The 20,437-nt window shown below is 69.3% G+C and carries 19 protein-coding genes; 9 read left to right on the forward strand and 10 right to left on the reverse strand.

The window, feature by feature from the left end:
• Positions 1-31 precede the first annotated feature (31 nt).
• Both ACVN9Z_RS23725 and ACVN9Z_RS23730 read right to left on the reverse strand, forming a co-directional pair.
• On the reverse strand, positions 32-1,609 hold the full coding sequence (locus ACVN9Z_RS23725) for an alpha/beta hydrolase-fold protein (protein WP_054471945.1): 1,578 nt from the start codon (positions 1,607-1,609) through the stop codon (positions 32-34).
• Positions 1,610-1,777: 168 nt separating this feature from the next.
• Entirely contained in the window at positions 1,778-2,662 is an 885-nt protein-coding gene (locus tag ACVN9Z_RS23730) for a LysR family transcriptional regulator (RefSeq protein ID WP_020928095.1), read from the reverse strand.
• A 186-nt stretch (positions 2,663-2,848) separates the two neighbouring features.
• Here ACVN9Z_RS23730 and ACVN9Z_RS23735 point away from each other — a divergent pair, with 186 nt between their 5' ends.
• Both ACVN9Z_RS23735 and ACVN9Z_RS23740 read left to right on the forward strand, forming a co-directional pair.
• Positions 2,849-4,378: an MFS transporter gene (locus tag ACVN9Z_RS23735; protein ID WP_458212711.1), complete on the forward strand. Its 1,530-nt coding sequence runs from the start codon at positions 2,849-2,851 to the stop codon at positions 4,376-4,378.
• A gap of 125 nt (positions 4,379-4,503) precedes the next feature.
• Positions 4,504-4,908 (forward strand): group III truncated hemoglobin, encoded by a 405-nt coding sequence (locus ACVN9Z_RS23740; protein WP_006384516.1) that lies wholly within the window; start codon positions 4,504-4,506, stop codon positions 4,906-4,908.
• A 67-nt stretch (positions 4,909-4,975) separates the two neighbouring features.
• On the opposite strand, the gene ACVN9Z_RS23745 is transcribed toward ACVN9Z_RS23740, so the two are convergent.
• The 3 genes from ACVN9Z_RS23745 to ACVN9Z_RS23755 form a co-directional block, all read right to left on the reverse strand.
• Positions 4,976-7,246, reverse strand: coding sequence for a helicase C-terminal domain-containing protein (locus ACVN9Z_RS23745; RefSeq protein WP_458212712.1), 2,271 nt, complete (start codon positions 7,244-7,246; stop codon positions 4,976-4,978).
• Positions 7,243-8,907: a VRR-NUC domain-containing protein gene (locus ACVN9Z_RS23750; protein ID WP_458213522.1), complete on the reverse strand. Its 1,665-nt coding sequence runs from the start codon at positions 8,905-8,907 to the stop codon at positions 7,243-7,245. Before ACVN9Z_RS23750 ends, ACVN9Z_RS23745 begins: the two co-directional genes overlap by 4 nt.
• 66 nt (positions 8,908-8,973) lie before the next feature.
• Complete coding sequence (locus ACVN9Z_RS23755) at positions 8,974-9,492, reverse strand: AAA family ATPase (protein ID WP_458212713.1); 519 nt, start codon at positions 9,490-9,492, stop codon at positions 8,974-8,976.
• Positions 9,493-9,735: 243 nt separating this feature from the next.
• On the opposite strand from ACVN9Z_RS23755, the gene ACVN9Z_RS23760 reads away from it, so the two are divergent.
• Both ACVN9Z_RS23760 and ACVN9Z_RS23765 read left to right on the forward strand, forming a co-directional pair.
• Positions 9,736-10,251, forward strand: coding sequence for a GNAT family N-acetyltransferase (locus ACVN9Z_RS23760; RefSeq protein ID WP_155868817.1), 516 nt, complete (start codon positions 9,736-9,738; stop codon positions 10,249-10,251).
• A gap of 93 nt (positions 10,252-10,344) precedes the next feature.
• On the forward strand, positions 10,345-10,590 hold the full coding sequence (locus ACVN9Z_RS23765) for a hypothetical protein (RefSeq protein ID WP_006384442.1): 246 nt from the start codon (positions 10,345-10,347) through the stop codon (positions 10,588-10,590).
• 47 nt (positions 10,591-10,637) lie between these two features.
• On the opposite strand, the gene ACVN9Z_RS23770 is transcribed toward ACVN9Z_RS23765, so the two are convergent.
• Positions 10,638-11,072, reverse strand: coding sequence for a YybH family protein (locus ACVN9Z_RS23770; protein WP_458212714.1), 435 nt, complete (start codon positions 11,070-11,072; stop codon positions 10,638-10,640).
• Positions 11,073-11,223: 151 nt separating this feature from the next.
• Here ACVN9Z_RS23770 and ACVN9Z_RS23775 point away from each other — a divergent pair, with 151 nt between their 5' ends.
• From ACVN9Z_RS23775 to ACVN9Z_RS23785, 3 genes are all read left to right on the forward strand, one after another.
• On the forward strand, positions 11,224-11,961 hold the full coding sequence (locus ACVN9Z_RS23775) for an SDR family oxidoreductase (protein ID WP_054436513.1): 738 nt from the start codon (positions 11,224-11,226) through the stop codon (positions 11,959-11,961).
• Positions 11,962-12,026: 65 nt separating this feature from the next.
• Entirely contained in the window at positions 12,027-12,344 is a 318-nt protein-coding gene (locus ACVN9Z_RS23780) for a DMT family transporter (protein ID WP_024069168.1), read from the forward strand.
• Positions 12,341-12,979 (forward strand): TetR/AcrR family transcriptional regulator, encoded by a 639-nt coding sequence (locus tag ACVN9Z_RS23785; RefSeq protein ID WP_006384439.1) that lies wholly within the window; start codon positions 12,341-12,343, stop codon positions 12,977-12,979. Before ACVN9Z_RS23780 ends, ACVN9Z_RS23785 begins: the two co-directional genes overlap by 4 nt.
• A gap of 108 nt (positions 12,980-13,087) precedes the next feature.
• On the opposite strand, the gene ACVN9Z_RS23790 is transcribed toward ACVN9Z_RS23785, so the two are convergent.
• Genes ACVN9Z_RS23790 through ACVN9Z_RS23800 form a run of 3 tightly spaced genes read right to left on the reverse strand, consistent with a single transcriptional unit; the run spans position 13,088 to position 16,907 of the window.
• Positions 13,088-14,404, reverse strand: coding sequence for a c-type cytochrome (locus tag ACVN9Z_RS23790; RefSeq protein ID WP_054507367.1), 1,317 nt, complete (start codon positions 14,402-14,404; stop codon positions 13,088-13,090).
• Between the two features lie 10 nt (positions 14,405-14,414).
• A complete protein-coding gene (locus ACVN9Z_RS23795) occupies positions 14,415-16,190 on the reverse strand; it encodes a GMC family oxidoreductase (RefSeq protein ID WP_020928105.1) in 1,776 nt (591 codons plus the stop codon).
• A 3-nt stretch (positions 16,191-16,193) separates the two neighbouring features.
• Positions 16,194-16,907, reverse strand: a complete 714-nt coding sequence (locus ACVN9Z_RS23800) for a gluconate 2-dehydrogenase subunit 3 family protein (RefSeq protein ID WP_458212715.1) — start codon at positions 16,905-16,907, stop codon at positions 16,194-16,196.
• 344 nt (positions 16,908-17,251) lie between these two features.
• Between ACVN9Z_RS23800 and ACVN9Z_RS23805 the strand changes: the two genes are divergently transcribed.
• Positions 17,252-17,827 carry a hypothetical protein gene (locus ACVN9Z_RS23805; protein ID WP_024069171.1) on the forward strand — a complete coding sequence of 192 codons (576 nt, stop codon included), beginning with the start codon at positions 17,252-17,254 and terminating at the stop codon, positions 17,825-17,827.
• A 114-nt stretch (positions 17,828-17,941) separates the two neighbouring features.
• On the opposite strand, the gene ACVN9Z_RS23810 is transcribed toward ACVN9Z_RS23805, so the two are convergent.
• Positions 17,942-19,351, reverse strand: a complete 1,410-nt coding sequence (locus ACVN9Z_RS23810) for an MFS transporter (RefSeq protein ID WP_458212716.1) — start codon at positions 19,349-19,351, stop codon at positions 17,942-17,944.
• A gap of 189 nt (positions 19,352-19,540) precedes the next feature.
• Here ACVN9Z_RS23810 and ACVN9Z_RS23815 point away from each other — a divergent pair, with 189 nt between their 5' ends.
• Positions 19,541-20,431, forward strand: coding sequence for a LysR family transcriptional regulator (locus ACVN9Z_RS23815; RefSeq protein WP_458212717.1), 891 nt, complete (start codon positions 19,541-19,543; stop codon positions 20,429-20,431).
• The last annotated feature ends 6 nt before the right edge of the window (positions 20,432-20,437 follow it).

A 20,437-nucleotide genomic window follows, 5' to 3' on the forward strand; every position in this document is an offset into this window, starting at 1 on the left:
CATCATATAGCATCCTTCCCCGCCCGCCGCTTCACCGCGCCGGCGCGTCCTTGCCGATCAGGTCGATCAGGCCGTCCGACAGCGTGCCACGCCAGCTCAGGTAGTCATGGCCGCCGGCCACCTCCTGGTGCGTGACGACATAGCCCTTGGCCCGCAGCACATCGCGCAGGTGGCGGTTGGTCTCGAAGATGCCCGGCTGGCCGGCGCGGCCCGTCTCGAACCGGCCCGCCACCAGGTAGAAGCGGATCGGCAGCTTGCGCACCGCCGCGTATTGGCGCGTCAGCCACTGGTCTTCGCCGCCAGGCTGGCCCCACCAGTAAGAGCCCGACTGGCTCAGCACGTTGCCGAACACTTCCGGGTGGCGCAGCGCGGCGTACGAGGACGCCAGGCCGCCATAGCTGGAGCCGCCGATCACCGTGCGCGCGGCCGGCGCGGCGATGCCCTGGCGCGCCGCCCAGGGCATCAATTCGCGCGCCAGGAACTCGGCGAAGTCCGGATTCGGCGGCAGTTCGACGCCACGGGATTCGGCGGTGGGGTTGGAGATCAGCAGCGCCGCCGTCGGCGGGATCACGCCGGCCGCGATCATGTTGTCGAGGATGGTCGGCGTGGGCACGCGGTTCAGGTACGGACCGGCGTCGAACAGCACCAGCACGTGATTGTCGGCCGCGCCGGGACGCCAGCCGGCCGGGCGATACAGCTGGATATCGCGGGTATTGCCGAGGATGGCGCTGGTGATCGACCGCGTCTGCACCTCGCCCGGCGTCACGCCGGCGCGCGGCGCCACCCAGGGTTCGGGCGCGGCGTCGGCCAGCTCCAGCACCGAGGCGTACTGGAAGGCGTCAATGCCGCGCGCCGGATAGGCCTTGGGGTTGAGCGGGTCGGCCTGCGCCGTCGCCAGGATGGCGCGCCGCCGCGCCGTGTCCGATGCGGGCAGTTCCGGCACGTCGGGCGCCAGCTTGTACGAAAGCCGCGTCGAGCGCGGCAGCACGAAGCTTGCGTACCAGACATCGGACGCACCCAGGCGGGCCAGCATGGTGTGGTCCTGCCCGGGACCGCCGAACAGCCGCACGTTACGCTCGGCGCCGCGCCACAGGAAAGTCACCCGGTCGCGCCCGGCGTCGACCGGCTCCACCAGCGGCGTGCCCTGCCCCGCGATCTCGCGCCAGAACGCGTCGGTATTGCCGCCTCGCGCCAGTTCGCGCGCCAGCGCCGCCAGGCGCGGGCTGTCGATGGCGGGCGCCGGCGCGCGCTGCGCCGCCAGCGGCACGCGTTCGTTCAACGTCCAGCGATAAGCGCCCTGCCCGCTGGCCCGCACGGTATAGCGGCCGTCGGCGGGCGCCACCAGCATCAGGCCGCCGGCCGGCCGCTCGGCATCGCTCAGGCGCCGCAGGTGGCGACCATCGGCGTCCAGCAGGTCCAGCGTCACGCCAGGCGCGGCCTCCCACTGGCCGGCCACGAATTCGCCCTTGGCCAGGGCCAGCGGCGTATCCGCCGGCGTGCCGCAAGCCACCACGCCTTGCGCGCTTTGGGCCGACGCGGCGCCCGGCCCCGCCGCCAGCGCCAGGGCGAGCCAGCCGGCGCGCCACAGATTGTTTTTTCTGGAATGCATCTTGTTGTTCCCCGGGCGCAGGCCGCCCGTGGCGCGCTGGCGCCGCTGCGCGGCCTGCGCCCGGTTTGAGGTTGTCGAAAACGAAATACGTATCATTATTGCCCGAAAGCGGGCCGCGCCATTGAACGGCCCCGCGCCGGGCGCGGGAATTGCCGCGCCGCCGGGGTCTCAATCGAACAGGTGCCGCGCCAGATGGTCGACGAACACGCGCAGCTTGGGCGAGGGATGGCGGCTGGCCGGCCACAGCGCCCACATGGTGGCGTTGCCGCGCGTGCGTTCATCCATCACGGTCACCAGCCGGCCCGAAGCCAGCTCTTGCCTGATGGTGAAATCCGGCAGGCAGACGATGCCCAGGTCGCCCAGCGCCAGGAAGATGCGGGTCTCCACGCTGTTGCAGACGAGCGTCAGCGGCAGTTCGGGCGCAGGCGCGCCGGCCGCCGTCTTCAAGGGCCATTGCTCCAGCTTGCCCGTGCTGGGATAGCGGTAATGCAGGCAGCAATGGCGCTGCAGGTCGCTGGCGCGCCGCGGGGTGCCGTGGCGCGCCAGGTAGTCGGGCGAGGCCGCCAGGATGCGGCGGAACTGCCCCAGGCGCCGGCGCTTCAGGCCCGAGTCCTGCATCTCGCCGGAACGCACCACGGCGTCGTAGCCCTCGCCGATCACGTCGACCATCCGGTCGGTGAAATCCAGGTCCAGCCGCACCTGCGGATACTGCTTCATGAACGTGGCGATGGCCGGCTCGAACAGGCGGCTGTAGCGCGGCAGGCTGACGCGCAGGCGGCCGCTGGGCGTGCCGGCGGCCTCGGACAGCTCCAGTTCGGCGGCCTCCACTTCGCACAGGATGCGGCGGCACCGCTCCAGGAACTTCTCGCCTTCGGGCGTCAGGGTGATGTGGCGCGTGCTGCGGTGGAACAGGCGCACTTTCAGGTGCGCCTCCATCCGCGCCACGCTCTTGCCCACCGCCGACGGCGACACGCCCAGGGTGCGCCCCGCCTCCGCGAAGCTGCGGGTGTCCGCCACCAGCACGAAAACACCGATACCGCTCAGGCTGTCCATGGCCGGATTCCTTCAGTACGGACTTCAATGTCCGGAATATCCGGAATCCTAGCCTATTTTTCTTTTATCCATGGCTGCCTATCCTGCCGGCATCGTGTTCCCCGGCGCCATGCCCGTCGGGAGCCGACGCCGTTTCCCCCTGTTTGCCGGCCGACCCGGCCACCCTCCTCGTTTGACGTGATCGACATGACTCGCCTGCCTCCTTCCCGCATGACCAACCGCTGGCTGCAATTGCTGGCCGCCTGCCTCACCGCGGTGCTCATTCCCCTGTGCTTCACCGGCCCCGCCGTGGTGCTGCCCGCCATCAGCCATGCGCTCGGCGGCACGCCGGTGCAATTGAACTGGATCCTCAACGGCTACATCCTGGCCTATGGCAGCGTCATCATGGTGTCCGGCAGCCTGACCGACCTGTACGGGCCGCGCCGCGTCTGGCTGGGCGGATTGGCGTGGTTCTGCGCCTTCACCTTTCCGATCGCCTGGGCGCCTTCGGCCGCCTGGATCGATTTCCTGCGGCTGATGCAGGGCGTGGGCGGCGCGGCGGCCTTCGCCGCCGCCATGTCGTCGCTGGCGCCGCTGTTCCACGGCGCGGCCCGGGCCCGCGCCTTCAGCCTGCTGGGCACCACCTTCGGCATCGGCCTGTCGTTCGGGCCCCTGGTGTCGGGCTGGCTGGTGCAGACGGCCGGCTGGCGCTGGGTCTTCCACGGCACCGGCCTGGTCGGCCTGCTCGGGCTGGCGCTGGTGGCCGCCAGCGTGCGCGCCACGGCAGGCGCGGCCAGCGGACGTTTCGACTGGCGCGGCGCGCTCAGCTTCACCGGCGCGCTGGGGTTGTTCACCTACGGCATGCTGCTGGCGCCCGAGAACGGCTGGCGCGACGCCGCCGTGGCCGGCTCGCTGCTGGCCAGCGCGCTGCTGGCCGTCGCTTTCATCGCCACCGAGATGCGCGCATCGCATCCGATGCTGGACCTGTCGCTGTTTCGCGGCGCGCGCTTTGTCGGCGTGCAGGCCCTGGCCGCCTCGCCGGCGTTTCTGTTCATCGCCCTGATCGCCATCCTGCCCGGTCGCTTCATCGGCATCGACGGCCACAGCGCGTTGCGCGCCGGCCAGCTGATGATGGGCCTGGCCACGCCGCTGCTGGTGGTGCCGTTCCTGGCCGCGCTGCTGACGCGCCGCTTCAGCCCCGCCATCTTGTCCAGCATCGGCCTGGCGCTGGCCGCCGCCGGCCTGGCCTGGCTGGCCCGCGACCTGGGCGGCGACGCCGGCCGGCTATGGCTGCCGATGAGCCTGATCGGCATCGGCATCGGCCTGCCCTGGGGGCTGATGGACGCAATGGCGGTCAGCGTGGTGCCGCCCGAGCGCGTCGGCATGGCGACCGGCATCTTCAACACCGTGCGGGTATCGGCGGACGGCGTGGCCATCGCGGTCATCAGCGCCTTGCTGGCCACGCTGATCCACGCCCGCGTCGCCATCGACCAGCCGGACGCGGGCGCCCAGGTGCTGTTGCAGGCCGCCAACCGCGCGGCGCTGGGCCAGCTGGACGTCGCCGGCGCGTTGCTGCCCGGCGCGGGCGGCCTGCTGCACCAGGCCTACGACGTGGCTTTCGGGCAGGTGCTGTACGCCCTGTCCGGATTCGCGCTGTTGCTGGCCGTGCTGGTCTACGCCTTGCTTGCCCGGCCCGAGGCGGCGCCCATGGCGCCGGCGCGGCCCCAGCCGCATTGAACGCCGATCGCGTGATCCGGACGCCGGCGCGCGCGGACCGGCAGCGGTTTGCGCCAGATCAATCCGCCCCTGCGCCGCCGCGCCCTACTATTCGCGCTGCCGATTCACGCCGCCAGGAGACCCATTTGTCCGAACCCGACATCTGCACCGAAGCCGAGATCCGCGATCTGGTGCATACGTTCTACGCCAAGGCGCGCGCCGACGCCGCGCTCGGGCCGGTGTTCGAATCCCAGGTGCACGATTGGGACGAGCACCTGGCGACGCTGTCGGACTTCTGGTCCGCGGTGCTGCTGGGCACGCGCCGCTTCACCGGCATGCCCATGCCCAAGCACGTGGCAATGCCGCACCTGAGCGCCGAACTGTTCGAGCGCTGGCTGGCGCTGTGGGGCGAAACCCTGGCGGCGCTGCCCAACCGCGCGCTGGCCGACGCCGCCGGTGAAATGGCCAAGCGCATGGCGCGCAGCCTGTGGTACGGCTACCAGCTCAGCCGCGATCCGAACCAGCCGCTGACGGAATTGCGTTCGGCCTGAAGCCACGGCCCCACGGCGCCGCCAGCGGGGCGTCTCCCGCGCCGCGTCCGAGTGGAAATCGGCGCGCTCAGTCCACCCGCCACCAGCTGGGCAGCAGGTTGCGCACCTTGGCGCGGCGATAGCGGTCGTCGATCAGGTGCACCGTGCCCACGTCGTGCTCGGTGCGGATCACGCGCCCGGCCGCCTGCACCACCTTCTGCATGCCCGGATAGAGATAGGTGTAGTCGTAGCCCTGCGCCTCGCCGTAGCGGCGCTCCATGGCGCGCTTGATGTTCTCGTTGATGGCGTTCACCTGGGGCAGCCCGAGGGTGGCGATGAAGGCGCCGATCAGGCGCTTGCCCGGCAGGTCCACGCCCTCGGAGAAGGCGCCGCCCAGCACCGCGAACCCCACGCCCTGCCCGCTTTCGGTGAATCGCGCCAGGAAGGCGGCGCGGCCGCTTTCGTCCATGCCCGGCGTCTGCAGCCAGATCGGCACTTGCGGATGGCGTACCCGCATCAGCTCGGCCACCTGCCGCAGGTAGTCGAAGCTGCTCAGGAACCCCAGGTAGTTGCCGGGCCGGCGCGCATACTGGTCCGCGATCAGGTCAGCGATCGGCGCCAGCGAACGCTCGCGGTCGCGATATCGGGTGGATACGTTGCCCACCACCTTCACCGCCAGCTGCTCGGCCTGGAACGGCGCGGCCACGTCGATCCAGGCCGCCTCGGGCGGCAGGCCCAGCGTATCGCGGTAGAACTGCTGTGGGCTCAGGGTGCCCGAAAACAGCACCGTGGCATGCGCCGCCGCATGCCGCGCGGCCAGGTACGGCGCGGGCACCACGTTGCGCACGCACAGCGTCGACGGCGGCGTCCTGGCGCCCCATGCGCCGCCTTCGGCCCGCGTCACGTCGAACAGCGCGTGCGGCCCGAACTGCTCGGCCAGGCGCATGAAATGCAAGGCCTCGAAGTAAAAGGCCAGCACCGGGTCGTCCTGGGCCAGCGGCGCCTCGCCGAGGTAGTCGGTGATGGCCGCCACCGCCTTCTGCACCGCCGCCAGCACGCCGGCCGGCGCCTCGTCGTAGGCCTGGTAGGCCTCGGCCTGCTTCTTGTTGAACGCCGTCCAAGCGCGCTGCAGCCCGTCCAGCGGCTTTTTCAGCGCCTTGGGCGCGGCCTGCCGCGCCACCGCCAGTCCCAGCTGGTTCAATTCCCCGGTGTACATGCGGCGCGCGCGATCGACCAGGTTGTGGGCCTCGTCCACCAGCACCGCCACCTTCCATTGGTGGGCCTGCGTCAAGGCGTACAGCATGGCGGTGGCGTCGTAGTAGTAGTTGTAGTCGCCTACCACCACGTCGCTCCAGCGGATCAGTTCCTGCGACAGGTAGTACGGGCATACCTGATGGGCGCGGGCGGCGGTGCGCACCGCCGGCGCGTCCAGCCGCCCCCGCGCCAGCGCCGCCTCGCGCGCCGCCGGCAGGCGATCGTAGAAGCCCTGCGCCAGCGGGCAGGATTCGCCATGGCAGGCCTTGTCCGGATGCTCGCAGGTCTTGTCGCGCGCCTGCAGGTCCAGCACCCGCAGCGCCGGTTGCGCGGGCTGGGCGTTCAGGGTGTCCAGCGCCGCCAGCGCCAGCCCGCGCCCCGAGCCCTTGGCCGCCAGGAAGAAGACCTTGTCCAGCCCGCTGCCCGGCGCGGCCTTGAGCAACGGAAACAGCGTGCCCAGCGTCTTGCCGATACCGGTGGGCGCCTGCGCCATCAGGCAGCGGCCGTCGCGCGCGCTGCGGTACACCGACACCGCCAGCTCGCGCTGGCCACTGCGGAAATCGCCATGGGGAAACGCCAGCCGTTCCAGCGCCGCGTCGCGCGCCTGGCGATGGGCCAGTTCGGTACGCGACCAGGCCAGGAAGCGATCGCATTGCTCATGGAAAAACGCCGCCAGCCACGCCGCGTCGCGGCTCTCGGACAGCACCGTCTCTTCTTCGGTCGCCACGTTGAAATACACCAGCGCCACGCGGACCTGCGCCAGGCCGCGCGCCACGCACAACAGGTGGGCGTAGACCCGGGCCTGGGCCCAATGCGCGGCGCGATGGTTGTCGCGCACGCTGTCGAGCCGCCCCCGGTAGGTCTTGATCTCTTCGACCTGGTTGGCCACCGGGTTATAGCCGTCGGCGCGTCCGCGCACCAGCAGGTTCTCGTATTGGCCGGCCAGCGCCACTTCGGTCTCGTAGCCGGGGCCGCGCCGGCTCGTCACCGCCGTGTGGCCCGCCATGCCTTCCAGGCCGCTAGGCGCCGGCGTGAAACGCAGGTCCAGGTCGCCCGCGCGAGCCGTGAATTCGCACAACGCGCGCACCGCCACGGCGTAGGTCATGGCCGCGGCTCCCGCCAGCTGACGTGGCAGACCCGCACCGGCATGCCGTGCTCGGCGCAATACGCCAGCCAGCGGATCTGGTTGTCCTGCAGCTTGTCGCCTGGCCCCTTGATCTCGATGAGTTCGTAGCCCGGCGCCTGGGCCTGGAAGCGGATCAGGTCCGGCAGGCCCGAGCGGTTGGCCTTGACGTCGCGCAGCAGCCGCGTGAAGAACAGCTTCAGGTGGGCCGGCGGAAAGTGATCCAGCGCCCGCTGCAACAGCGATTCGTCGAGCGCGCCCCAGAACACGAAGGGGGACTGCACGCCCCGTTTGTCGGCATAGCGCCGGCGGATCGTGTCGCGATATTCGCCCGTATCCAACTGCGCCAGGCAGGCGGCGAACTGGGCCTGTCGCCGCGCGTGGAAATCCGGCGCGTCGAGGTCGGCGGGCCCGCGCTGGAAGGGATGGAAAAAAGCCCCCGGCAAGGGCGCGAACACCGCCGGCCAGCACAACAGGCCGAACAGGGAATTGATCAACGTGTTTTCCACGTAGTGCACCGGCGCGTCGTCCCGGTGCAGGTGGTCGCGCGCGGCGAACTCCACCGGCATCGGCGCCGCGGGCCGGTCCAGTTCGAGGTCCAGGCGCGCCACCGCCGCCGCCGCGCGCCGCGCCGCGTGCTGTCCCAGCTTGCGGCGCAGCCGCGGCAGCATGCGCGCCAGCCGTTGCGATTCTTCCTCGCTTTCCGGCGCGGCCTCGGCGCGCAGGGCCAGCGCCAGGGCATCCTGGAAACGCGCCATGCGCTCGTACACGCGGATACGGCGATGACGCGCGCCGGGGTAGGCGCACAAGGCATACACCCGCTCGGCCGCCGCCCAGTCCTGCGCGCGTTCGCACGCTTGTCCCAATCGCAGCAACACCTTGGCGCGGCGCTTTTCCAGCCAGGGGTTGTCGCTGGCGCAGCCGGCCACCGCGCGCAGTTGCGCGTCCACGTCCAGGCCTTCGTCCAAGGCCTGTCGGCACGCCTGCAAAGCCAGGTAGCGGTCGACGTCCTGGCGCGCCTGGAACGCGCGCGATGACGGTTCGAACGGCACCACCTCGTACTGGAACACGCCCAGGTCGGCCAGCACGAACTCCGACCAGTCCTGGTGCAGGTTGCCGAAGAACATCAGCCGGAACCGTTCGCACAGATCGGCGATGGCGACCCGCCAGGCCGCATCGGCGCCCGCCGGGTCGGGCTGCGCGCGCGTCCCGGCGCGCCAGCGGGCATAGGGCTGGGCGTCGGGCTGGCAGGCGCGCAGCGCTTCCAGCAGGTCCGCCTTGCGCGCCGCTGCCCGGCCCACGACACCCGCAAAGAGACGATCCAGTTCGGGCCGCGTATGCAGGCCGAACAGCTCATCGAGCGTCATTGGCGCGTCCGCGTCCAGCCAGCCCAGCGCCAGCAACGGCGCGGCGGCGTCCAGGGTGTTCGGGATTTCCTCGTACACCAGGCGGCTGGCGCGGAACCAGGGCCCGCGCCGCATCAGCATGCGCGTCAGCAAGGCCTGCGACGCCCGTGGCAAGGCCGCGAAATCGGCCATGAAAAGGCGTTCGCGTTCGTCCAGCAGATCCGCATAGCGCTCGCCGACCCACGCGAGCGCGCGCTGGAAATTGTGCAGGTAGTAGTAGCGGTGCGGGGGCAGCATCGGCCGGAGAGACAACTGGCTATTTATCCAGTAATCATAGCAGGCCGCCCGCCCCGCCGCCGGGCCTTATTCCTGTCCGTGCCGCACGATATGGAAGCCCTCGTCGTCCTGCGGCGCCACGAAATACGCGGTGATGGCGTCGTACTGGGCTTTGCTGGTGGTGAACGGATGCGTGCCCGACGCGTTGCGCGCGCGCAGCCGTGCCTTGCAGACCTCATCGGGCAGGTCGAGAAAATGCAGTTGATGGCGACAGCCCGCGGCCTGCGCGACCTGCCGCAGCCATGCGCGGCTTGCGCGCGTATTGGCCGGGAAATCCAGCACCACCGACAGCCCCGCCGCGACCACGGCGGCGATATGCCCGCCCATCGCGTCGCGCAGGCGGCCGGCGCAGCGGCCATAGTCGGCCACGCTGAGGATTTCGCCCGGATACAGGGCCGCCAACCACGCGTCCTCGCTGATCAGCAGGGTATCCGGCCGCGACGCCAGGCGGGCCGCCAGGGTGGATTTGCCGGCGCCGATCTTGCCGCACAGAAAGTGCAGCATCGGCGTGGAGGAAGGGGACAGGGAAGACGGGTTCGATTGCATGGCTTGCCTATGAGAAAACCAGCGGCGGGCCAACAAAAAACCCGCCTTTGGCGGGTTGATGCAGCGATGATCCGACGCGCGCTAACCCACCATGTTCCGAATGGTGGTAATAATCAGGGCGAACGAAAGCGACGGGCGGTTCATGCGTCGATCATGCGCGAGCCCGCCCGACCTGTCAAACCGATCGCTCCCCGACCGCTGCCGCGCCAGCGCCGTCGCGGCCGGGCGCGCCAAGGAATCCCGATGTCCGACCACCCCGTCACCCTGCGCCAGGCAACCGCCCGGGACGCCGACGCCATCGCCGCCATGCATGCGGCCAGTTGGGCCGCCACCTACCGCGGCCTGCTGCCCGACGGATTCCTCGACGCCGGACTGGCCGACGACCGCATGGTGCACTGGCAGGACAGGATGCGGGAATCCAACCTCGACGCCCGGGCCGTATTCATCGCCGAACAGGATGGGCAGCCGATCGGCTTCGTCTGCGTGCAGCAGGAACACGACCATCCCGGCGAAGTCCTGCTCGACAATCTGCACGTCCTGCCGCCCTACCAGGGCACCGGCGCCGGCAAGCTGATGGTGGCGCGCGCCGAGGCCTGGGCCCGCGCCCGTGGCGCCACGCGCCTGTACCTTTACGCGCTGGAAGGCAATACCCGCGCCATCGCCTTCTATGAACGCCAGGGCTGGCAATACACCGGCAGCGAGATCGACCGCATCGGCGGCATCGAGGCGCGGGCGCGGCGCTATGTCCGGCCGCTCTAGCGCGGAAAGCCCGCGATCGGGAGTAAGGTACAGGGTAGAAATCTCGATTGCCCCGGCATGCCACCGTGTGCCGCCAGCAGGAATCCGAACACCATGAAGACTTCTCGATCAGTGCTGCGCCCTCTCCTGGCCATGCTCGCTTGCGCGTCGATCACCGCCTGCGCCGACAACCCGCCGCGCCAGGCCACCGATCTGGACTACCGCAGCCGCCCCTCCCCCTCCATGCGGGGCGCGACCAGCTCGCCGGACCAGCGCTTGAGCATCCAGTCCGGCGAGGGGGAAAAGTTGAATCTGCCCTGGTTCATCCAGGATACGCAGGACTGGATCAACCGCAACTGAGCAGCCGCTGCGCGGCAACCGGCCACTCGCCCTCGCCCGCCGCCGGATCAAGCCGGCGGGCCGTCCCTCAACACGGCTTCGCCCGTGCGTGGATTCGTCAGGGTGACGTTTTCCAGCGCCTTGATCCGCCACCCGTCGCCCTGTCGCGTCAGCACGGCCAGGATCAGCGTGTCGACGACGTGGCGGCCCGCGGGATGCGCGGCACCGGCCGACAGGCGGCTCCAGAAATGGATGATCGCCGCCTCGCCGCCGATTGCGGTCACGTCGATCAACTCGTTGCGCAGCGTGGAATCGCGATAGATGGTCTGGTGGATCGGCGCGTGCAGCTTGACGATCTCATCGACGCCGCGCACGTAATGGCCAAAGCGATTCACGAACGTCGCATCCGCATGGAACAGGGTTCCAAGCGCTTGCATGTCGTGGTTGTTCCAGGCGGCTTCAAACTCGATGGGCGCGTCTTCGGGGCGTTCCAGTCCGGGCATAGGAATCCTTGATGGGGTTGGGATCAGTGCTTGCCGATGCGGGGGCGTCATCCCACACCATAGTCGCTTTGACACCATTGTCCGCGCTTCTTGACGCGCAATTCCCGTTCGCATAGCATTTTAACCGATCGGTACAAAAGGAACTGTCGACATGGAATTCCACGGCAAGGCCGCCCTCGTCACCGGCGGCACGCGCGGCATCGGCGCGGCCATCGTCCGCGGCCTGGCGCAACGGGGCGCCGCGGTGGCCTTCACCTACGCCAGCTCGGACAGCGCCGCAAACGAACTGGCGCGTGAACTTGGCGCGAGCGGCGCGCGGGTCCTGGGCATCAAGGCGGACAGCCGCGATCCGGCCGCGGTCCGGGCGGCGGTGGACCATACCGCCCGGGAACTGGGCCGGCTGGACATTCTCGTCAACAGCGCCGGCGTGTTCCCTTCAGGCCCGATCGAGGACGCCACGCTGCAAGAGATCGACGACACCTTGGCGATCCACGCGCGCGCGGTCTTCGTGGCTTCGCAGGCGGCGCTGGCGCATATGGGTTCCGGCGGACGCATCATCTCCATCGGCTCGTGCTTCGCGCAGCGCGTGCCCTACGGCGGCGTGACGCTGTACGCGATGAGCAAATCCGCGCTGATCGGCTTCACCAAGGGACTCGCGCGCGAGGTGGGCGAGCGCGGCATCACGGTGAACATCGTCGATCCGGGCTCGACCGATACCGATATGAACCCGGCCGACGGGCCGGCGGCGTCCGCCGAACTGGCGCTCATGGCGGTCAAGCGCTATGCCCGGCCGGCGGAGATCGCGGCCGCGGTCGCCTATCTTGCGTCGGCCGAGAGCCAGTTCATCACCGGATCATCGCTCGCCATCGACGGCGGCTTCACGGCATAGGCCGGGCGCCGCACGCGGCTGGCCGCCACGGATACACTGACAATCAGAAAGAAGCGAGGCTTTCGATGGCTTGGGCACTCCTGGTTCTGGCAGGCCTGCTCGAAATCGTGTGGGCGCTGGCGCTCAAGCGGGCCGATGGGCTGACCCGGTTCTGGCCGAGCCTGATCGGTGTCAGTGTTGCCATGCTGAGCCTTGTGCTGCTTGGCCTGGCGCTCAGGCATCTGCCGGTCGGTACGGCGTATGCGGTCTGGGTGGGCATCGGCGCCTTCGGCGTGGCAGCCTTTGGAACATGGGTGCTCGGCGAAGCCATGTCACCGGCCAAGCTGCTTTGCCTGGCCTTGATCGGAATGGGTGTGGCGGGTCTGCGGATGGTTGAATCATGAATGCTGGCGACAGGAAAAAATCGGCGAAATCGGCTCCCGCGCCAAGGATCGGGCGCCCCCGGGCCTTCGACAGGGACAACGCCCTGCTCGCGGCCATGCGGACCTTCTGGACGCAAGGCTATGAAGGCACCTCGATCCAGGACCTGGTCGCCGCCATGGGGGTCAACAAACCCAGTCTCTATGCAACCTTCGGCTGCAAGGAAGAGATTTTCCGGGAAGCGGTCGAGCTCTACGACCGCCTCGAGGGCCGCGCCACCTCGCACAGCCTGGCCAACGCCCCTACCGCGCGCGAGGCGGTCGAAACCATGCTGCGGGCGAACGCCCGGGCCTACGTCGTCCAGGACGGTCCGCGCGGTTGCATGATCGTGCTGTCATCGCTGCTGGGCGCTCCCGAGAACGAAAGCGTGCGCGCGTTTCTGGCAAGCAACCGATTGCATGGCGAAACGCTGCTGCGCGAGCGCCTTGCGCAAGGCATCGCGCAGGGCGACCTGACCGCCGCGGCGGACATCGCGCAGCTTGCCGCCTTCTACACCACCGTTCTCGAAGGGCTGTCGATCCAGGCGCGCGACGGCGCCGGCGTGGACAAGCTCAACCAGATCATCGATGCCGCGATGCTCGCCTGGCCCGCCGGCTAGCGGCGGCAGGCCATCGCGGGCGCCGCGCGCCAACGCCCCAAGAAAAATCCGCCCGGCAAAGCGGGCGGATCCAGGAACCGCGCAGGCATGCGCCTGCTGGCAAAGCGCCTACCTTACCGGCGCCTTCGCCGCCCCCACGTCCTTGCGCACCTTTGCCACGTCGGACGCGCTGACTGCCGCGCCCTGGTTGCCCCAGCTGGCACGCACGAAGGTCACCACGTCGGCGACTTCCTTGTCCGTCAGGCGCCAGTCGAAGCCCGGCATCGCGTACGCGGTCGGCGCCGCCGCCGTGCCCGGCATCTGCGCGCCCTTGAGCACGATGTGGATCAGCGAGGCGGGATCGGCCGAATTCACGGTCGAACTCAGGGCCAGCTGCGGGAAGGTCTCCGCGTAGCCCTTGCCTGTGCTGCGGTGGCAGGCCGCGCAGTTGTTCAGGAACGTCATGGCGCCATCGCTGGTGTCCTTGCCGGTGCGCAGGGCCTGCGCCACGGTGTCGTTGTACGCGAGCGGCCTGGTGGCGTCCTTGTTCACCGGCGGCAGGCTCTTGAGATACACCGCGATGGCGTTGACGTCGGCGTCGCTCAGGTGCTGGGTGCTGTCCTGCACCACCTGCGCCATGCCGCCGAACGCGGCCGAATGGCCGTTGCGGCCGGATTTCAGGAAGGCGGCGATGTCTTCCTTGCTCCAGCTGCCCAGCCCGTCGGCCATGTCGCCGCGCAGGTTCTTGGCGAGCCAGCCCTCGACCACGCCGCCGGAAAGGAAGGCCGAGCCGTCGGCGTCGGTCAAGGCCTTTTCCTGCAGGGCGAAGCCGCGCGGCGTGTGGCAGGTGCTGCAATGGCCCAGGCCTTCGACCAGGTACTGGCCGCGCAGCAGCGCCTGCTTATCGGCGTCGTTGGCGGGCGTGGCGCTGACCGGGGCCGTGGCGACGTCCGGCGCGAACATCCAGCGCCACACGCCCAGCGGCCAGCGCATCGACAGCGGCCAGGTGATGTCGGTGTCCTTGTTGGCCTGCTTGACCGGCTCGACGCCGTGCATGAAGTAGGCGTACAGGGCCTTGACGTCATCCGGCGTGACCTTGGCGTAGGCGGTGTACGGCATCGCTGGATACAGCGAGTGGCCGTCCTTGGCCACGCCATGGCGCACGGCGCGGTCGAAGTCCTCCAGCGTGTAGTTGCCGATGCCCGTGTCCTTGTCGGGCGTGATGTTGGTGGAATAGATTGTGCCCAGCGGCGACTCGATGCCCAGGCCGCCGGCGAAGGGCTTGCCGTCCTTGGCGGTATGGCAGGCGATGCAGTCGCCGGCGCGCGACAGGTACTCGCCCTGCTTGATCAACTGGGCATCGGCCGCGGCCGGGGTGCCGTCGGCGGCCCAGGCGCTGCCCGCGGCCAGGACGGAGAGCGCGGCAACAATGGCTTTCTTCATCATTGTCGACTCCTTACGCCTGGACCAGCGGACCGGGATTCTTCAGGTACTGGTCGCGGATCGCTTGCGCGGACCAGAACGCCAGGGCGCCCACCAGGCCGGTCGGGTTGTAGCCCATGTTCTGCGGAAAGGCGCAGGCCCCCATCACGAACACGTTGGGCACGTCCCAGCTTTGCAGGTACTTGTTGACCACGCTTTCTTTGGGGTTGGAGCCCATGATGGCGCCGCCCGTGTTGTGCGTGCTCTGGTAGACGCGGGTGTCGTAGCGCGCGCCCTTCTTGCGCACAGCGACGAAGTGCTTCTCGGGTTTCATGGCCTTGGCCACTTCCTCCATCTTGTTGCCCATGTGGCCGAGCATGTCGAATTCGTTGTCGTGCCAGTCGAACGTCATGCGCAGCAGCGGCTGGCCGAAGCTGTCCTTGTAGGTCGGGTCCAGCGACAGGTAGGCGTCGCGGTACGACATCACCGAGCCGGAAATGCCGATGGTCATGAAGCGCTGGTAGGCGTCCTGCACGCCGGCCTTCCAGGCCGTGCCCCAGGTGGGCGTGCCCGGCGTGGTGGGCGTCATCTTGATGGGACGGCCACCGTAGCGCACGTGGCGGATGCTGGCCCCGCCAAGAAAGCCGAGCGGGCCGTGGTCGAACTGGTCGCCGTTCAGATCGTCCATGCCGACGCCGCCGGCGCCGGTGCCCACGAACGGGTTGAGCTGGGTGCCCTTGGGCAGCAGCACGTTGACCGCGCCGTTCATCTGGTAGGCGTAGTTCTTGCCGACCACGCCTTCGTTGGTCTTGGGATCGTAGGGCTTGCCGATGCCGGACAGCAGCAGCAGGCGCACGTTGTGCATCTGGTAGGCCGACAGGATCACCAGGTCGGCGGGCTGTTCGACCTCGCGGCCCTGGGCGTCGATGTAGGTCACGCCGACCGCCTTCTTGCCGGTCGAATCGAGGTTGACCTTGATGACGTGCGAATGGGTGCGCAGTTCGAAATTGGGCTTTTTCAGCAGCACCGGCAGGATGGTCGTCTGCGGCGAGGCCTTCGAATACATGTAGCAGCCGTAGTTCTCGCAGAACCCGCAGAAATTACAGGGGCCCAGGCGCACGCCGTACGGGTTGGTGTAGGGCCCCGACGCGTTGGCGGCGGGCGCCGGATACGGATGGAAGCCCACTTCGCGCGCGGCCTTGTCGAACAGCTGGGCGCCGTAGGTGGTGGCCAAGGGCGGCAGCGGGAATTCCTTGCTGCGCTTGCCTTCCAGCGGGTTGCCGCCCTCGACGATCTGGCCGTTGAGGTTGCCGGCCTTGCCCGAGGTGCCGCAGACGTATTCGAACTTGGTGAAGTACGGTTCCAGCTCGTCGTAGGTAACGCCGAAGTCCTGGATGGTCATGCCCTCGGGGATGAAGCTCTTGCCGTAGCGCGTTTCGTAGCGGGTGCGCAGTTCCAGTTCCTCGGGCAGCACGCGGTAGTGCATGCCGTTCCAGTGAAAGCCCGCGCCGCCCACGCCGGTGCCCAGGAGGAACGAGCCATTCTGGCGGTACGGCACGGCCACGTCGTCGACGCCATGCCGTATCGTCACGGTCTCCTTGGACAGGTCCTGGAACAGCTTGCCGCGCACGGAGTACGCCAGCTCGTCGAGCACCTTGGGATATTCCGCCTCCTTGGGCGTGTCCTGCATGGCGCCGCGTTCCAGCGCCAGCACGTGCAGGCCGGCCTCGGTCAGTTCCTGGCCCATGATGGCGCCGGTCCAGCCAAAGCCCACCAGCACCGCATCCACTTTGTCTTTCTTGATCGCCATCGCTTACCCCTTTTCCCCGGAGATCGACACGGGCCCGTAGGGATACTTGACGTTGGGCTGGTCGGCCCAGTCCATGTAGTCGCCGCGCGCGCCCGGGAAACCCACCATCTTCCAGCCCACCATGTTCTTGTTGCCGCCGTACATCGGGTCGGCGAAGAAGCCTTCCTTGGTGTTGGCCAGCAGGAAGCTGAAGAAGGTCCTGGCGGGAACGGTATCGAACTCGATCTTGCCGGCCTGCAAGTCCTTCAGGATCTGCTCCTGCACCGGCTTGTCCAGTTCGGCGTAGCGCTTGCCGTGGGTCTTCGTGCACCAGGAGTCACAGGCCTCGATGCCGTGGCGGTAGACCTCGCGCGGGTTCTGGTTCAGCTGGTAGCCCAGTTCCGGCGCCACGTCGGGGTGGAACGGCCCCTGCATGTACCAGAGCTTGCCGTGGCCGTAAGGCGTCTCCATCTGGCGGTCGATGAACTCGGGCACGCCGGCCTCGATCGCGCCGGGGCCGTACTGGTCCGCGGGGATCAGGTGGTCGACCGCGGCCACGATGAAGTCCCATTCGGGCTTGGTGAAGTAGGTGGGCTCGTAGGCCTTGGCCGCGCGCGCCGCGCCGCCGTCGGCGGCGTTGGTACAGCCCGTGGCGGCCACGCCCACCGCCAGTGTCGAGGCCGGCACGATGGCCAACGCCTGCAGAAACCGCCTGCGCGGCTTTGCGTCTTGTGTCATAGACATCTCCGTGAGAATTCCAAGTTGTCCTGGCACAGCCGAACATGAACCCCTGGAAACACGAACTGCCGGGCCGCGCCCTGGTGACAACGCGCTCTTCTTGGTGACAGAAAAGCAGACCCGTCCTACAAAGGGACGGGCCCTCATTATGCGCTTTTCAGCCCATCTGATCTGCTCCAAAGACCGTATCAGATCGATTTTCTTGACTTGGGATTTACTTTTGCATTAAGGACACTGTCAGACGAATTCAGGACTGCCCTGCATCTGTATAGTGCGCAGTCAACCTGCGGCCACGGGGGGCCCCGCCCGGTCCAATAACAAACGTTACTCATGGAAACGATTCGATGACGGAAAAGAGCAAAACCTGGCGCAGCTCGACCACCACCCACAGCTGGTCGATGTCGGGCGGCACGTCGGCCGACGCGGGCGACGCCATGGACGCATTGCGCCACGCTGGCAACGGCGCCCGGACGCGAGTCAGCGAGCAATGGAGTTACGTCGGCGATGATGCCGACGGCCCCTACCGGGTCGAAATCAAGGACGGCGTGGTCACGCTGAACGGCCGTCGCTACGACAGTCTGGACGCGGTGCCACAGGCCGACCGGGAACGCATCGAAGCCCTGCGCACCGGGCTGAACGACAGCGGCCTGTGGGACGCGCTACGGGATGCCGGCGTGGACATCGGCGGCTTGGCGGGAACGGGGGCGCCAAGACCGGCCGACAAGCCGGCATTCATCATGGAAACGGATATTCCGGATGTGCGCAGCGCGGCGCCCGCCAACGGGCCCGCCCCGCACGCCTTGGATGCGCCCGCTCCCGGCGCGGTGCCGCGCGGCGCTGGCGGGCTGCGCCGCATCGTGTTGGTCGCCGTGGCGGTGGGACTGGCGTGGTGGATACTGCGCGTGACGGGCGCGGCCTAGCGCGGCGCTTGCCAGAGGCACTGATGGCCACGTCCACGACCGCGTCGACGCCACGCGCGCCCGCGATATCTGCCAGGCCGGAACGCGCCGACAGCCCCTGACGCCGCCCGCGCTTCAGTGGGCGCGGTGGCGTTGGGCGATCAGCCACGCGCCTGCCCCCAACAGCGCCGCCACGCCGAACGCCACCGCCATTCCCCGTGCGACCGCGGCCGGCGCGGCGGTCGACAGGTCCGGCGCGCCCGTGCCCAGGGCAAACACCGCTCCCATGAGCGAGGCCCCCGTGACCAGCCCCAGGTTGCGCGACAGGTTCAGCATGCCCGCCACCAACCCGCGTTGGCCGGCGTCGATGGCGCCCATGATGGCGGTATTGTTGGCCGCCTGGAACAGCGCATAGCCCGCGGTCAGCAGGACGATGGGCGCGATATACCCCGCCAGTCCCAACGAGGTGGGCGCCGCCGCCAGCAGCGCCGCGCCCAACGCAAGCGCCGCCAGGCCCGCGCGCGCCACGCGTCCCGCGCCACGATGGTCGACCAGGCGTCCCGCCGGCACGCCGCTCAGTGCGCTCACCAGCGGTCCGGCCGACATCGCCAGCCCGGTTGCGGCCGCATCCAGTCCCAGCGCTCGCGCCAGGTAGAACGGCCCCACCACCAGGGTGGCCATCATCACCGTGGAGACCAGCGCGTTCGTCGCCAATCCCGCCGCCAGGCCCGGCTGGCGCAACAACGCCGGACGCAGCAGCGGCGCCGCCGCGCGCGCCTCGACCCGCAGGAACAGCCATGCGCCCAGCGCGGCGGCCAGCAGCAGGCCGGCATTGAACGCGCCGAAGTGACCCCGCCCCGGCGTCATGGCCAACGCATAGGCCGCCAGCGCCATCGCCAGCACTACCGTGCCGGTGACGTCGAAGCGCGCGGCGTGGCCCCCGCGTGGCGGATCGGCCGGCAGGCAGCGATAGGCCAGCGCCAGCGCCGCCAGACCGAGCGGCGCGTTCACCAGGAAAATCGCGCGCCAGCCAAGCCCGGCGATCAAGGCGCCGCCCAACGTCGGCCCCAGCGCCGTGCCCACCGCCGACATCGTGCCCAGCAGTCCCATGGCGCTGCCTGTTCGATTCCTGGGCGCCAGATCGCTCACGAACGCCATGGTCAACGCCATCATGAGCGCCGCGCCCACGCCCTGCGCTGCGCGCGCCGCCACCAGTTGGCCGAGCGTGGCGGCCAGGCCGCAGCCGGCCGATGCCAGCACGAACACCACGATCCCGCCCAGCAGCAGCCGTCGCCGGCCCGCAATGTCGCCCAGGCGGCCCGCGCCCACCACGCAGGAAGTGATCGCCAGGAGATAGGCCAGCACAATCCATTGCACCTGCGCGAACGGAGCGTCCCACGCGCGGGCCAGCGTCGGCAGGGCGACATTGGCACTGCTGGTACCCAGCGAGGACAGCAGCATCGACAGCGCCAGGCCGGCCAGGCCCCAGGCGGCGCGCCGGCCGGCGGCCGCGGCCGGCGCCGAATTCGAAAGAACTTGAGACATGGAGATCCGTGAAAGAAAAACGCGGGGCGACGCGGTCGGCGCGCTGCGCCCCAAGGCGCAGCGGCGGCCCGATCCTGCCCCGATTGCCGCCAGCGTATGCCGGCATCGACCATGGCGGAAGGCGCAGCATTTGCACTTTATCCATGCACCAGACGCCATCTCACGGCAACGCCGTGCTATGTTCGCGCCATGTCCCGCCCCGACCTGAACCTGCTGCTCACGCTCGACGTCCTGCTGACCGAGTGCAACGTCGCCCGCGCCGCGCGCCGCCTGCACCTGAGCCCGTCGGCAATGAGCCGGGCGCTGGCGCGCCTGCGCGACACCACCGGCGACCCGCTGCTGGTGCGCGCCGGCCGCGGCCTGGTGCCGACGCCGCGCGCCCAGGAACTGCGCGAACAGGTGAGCCGGCTGGTGCAGGAAGCGCAAGGCGTGCTGCGTCCGGCCGAACTGCTCGACCCGTCGCGGCTGTCGCGCCACTTCACGCTGCGCACCAGCGATGGCTTCGTGGAGTATTTCGGCCCGGCGCTGATCGCGCTCGCGCAGCGCGAAGCGCCCGGCGTGCGGCTGCGCTTCGTGCAGAAACCCGACAAGGACAGCGCGCCGCTGCGCGATGGCAGCGTGGACCTGGAGACGGGCGTGATCGGCGCCGCCAGCAGTCCCGAGATCCGCACCCGGGCGCTGTTTCGCGACCGCTTCATCGGCGTGGTGCGCGCCGGCCATCCGCTGGCCCGTGGCAAGGTCACGGCGGCGCGCTACGCCGCCGGCCAACACGTGCTGGTCTCGCGCCGCGGGCTCGACAAAGGCCCGATCGACGAGGGGCTGCGCGCGCTCGGCCTGGCGCGCGAGATCGCCGTGATCGTCGCCGGGTTTTCCGACGCCCTGTCGCTGGCGCGCGGTTCCGACCTGATCGCCAGCGTGCCCGAGCGCCATACCGGCAACCTGCGGGCCGGCATGCACAGCTTCGCGCTGCCGGTCGAGGTGCCGCCCCTCACCGTCTCGATGCTGTGGCATCCGCGCATGGATGCCGACCCCGCGCACCGCTGGCTGCGCGAGTGCGTGCGGCAGGTGTGCGCGGCCTGACGCCGC

It is taken from the genome of Achromobacter sp. KK8 (assembly GCF_054188005.1).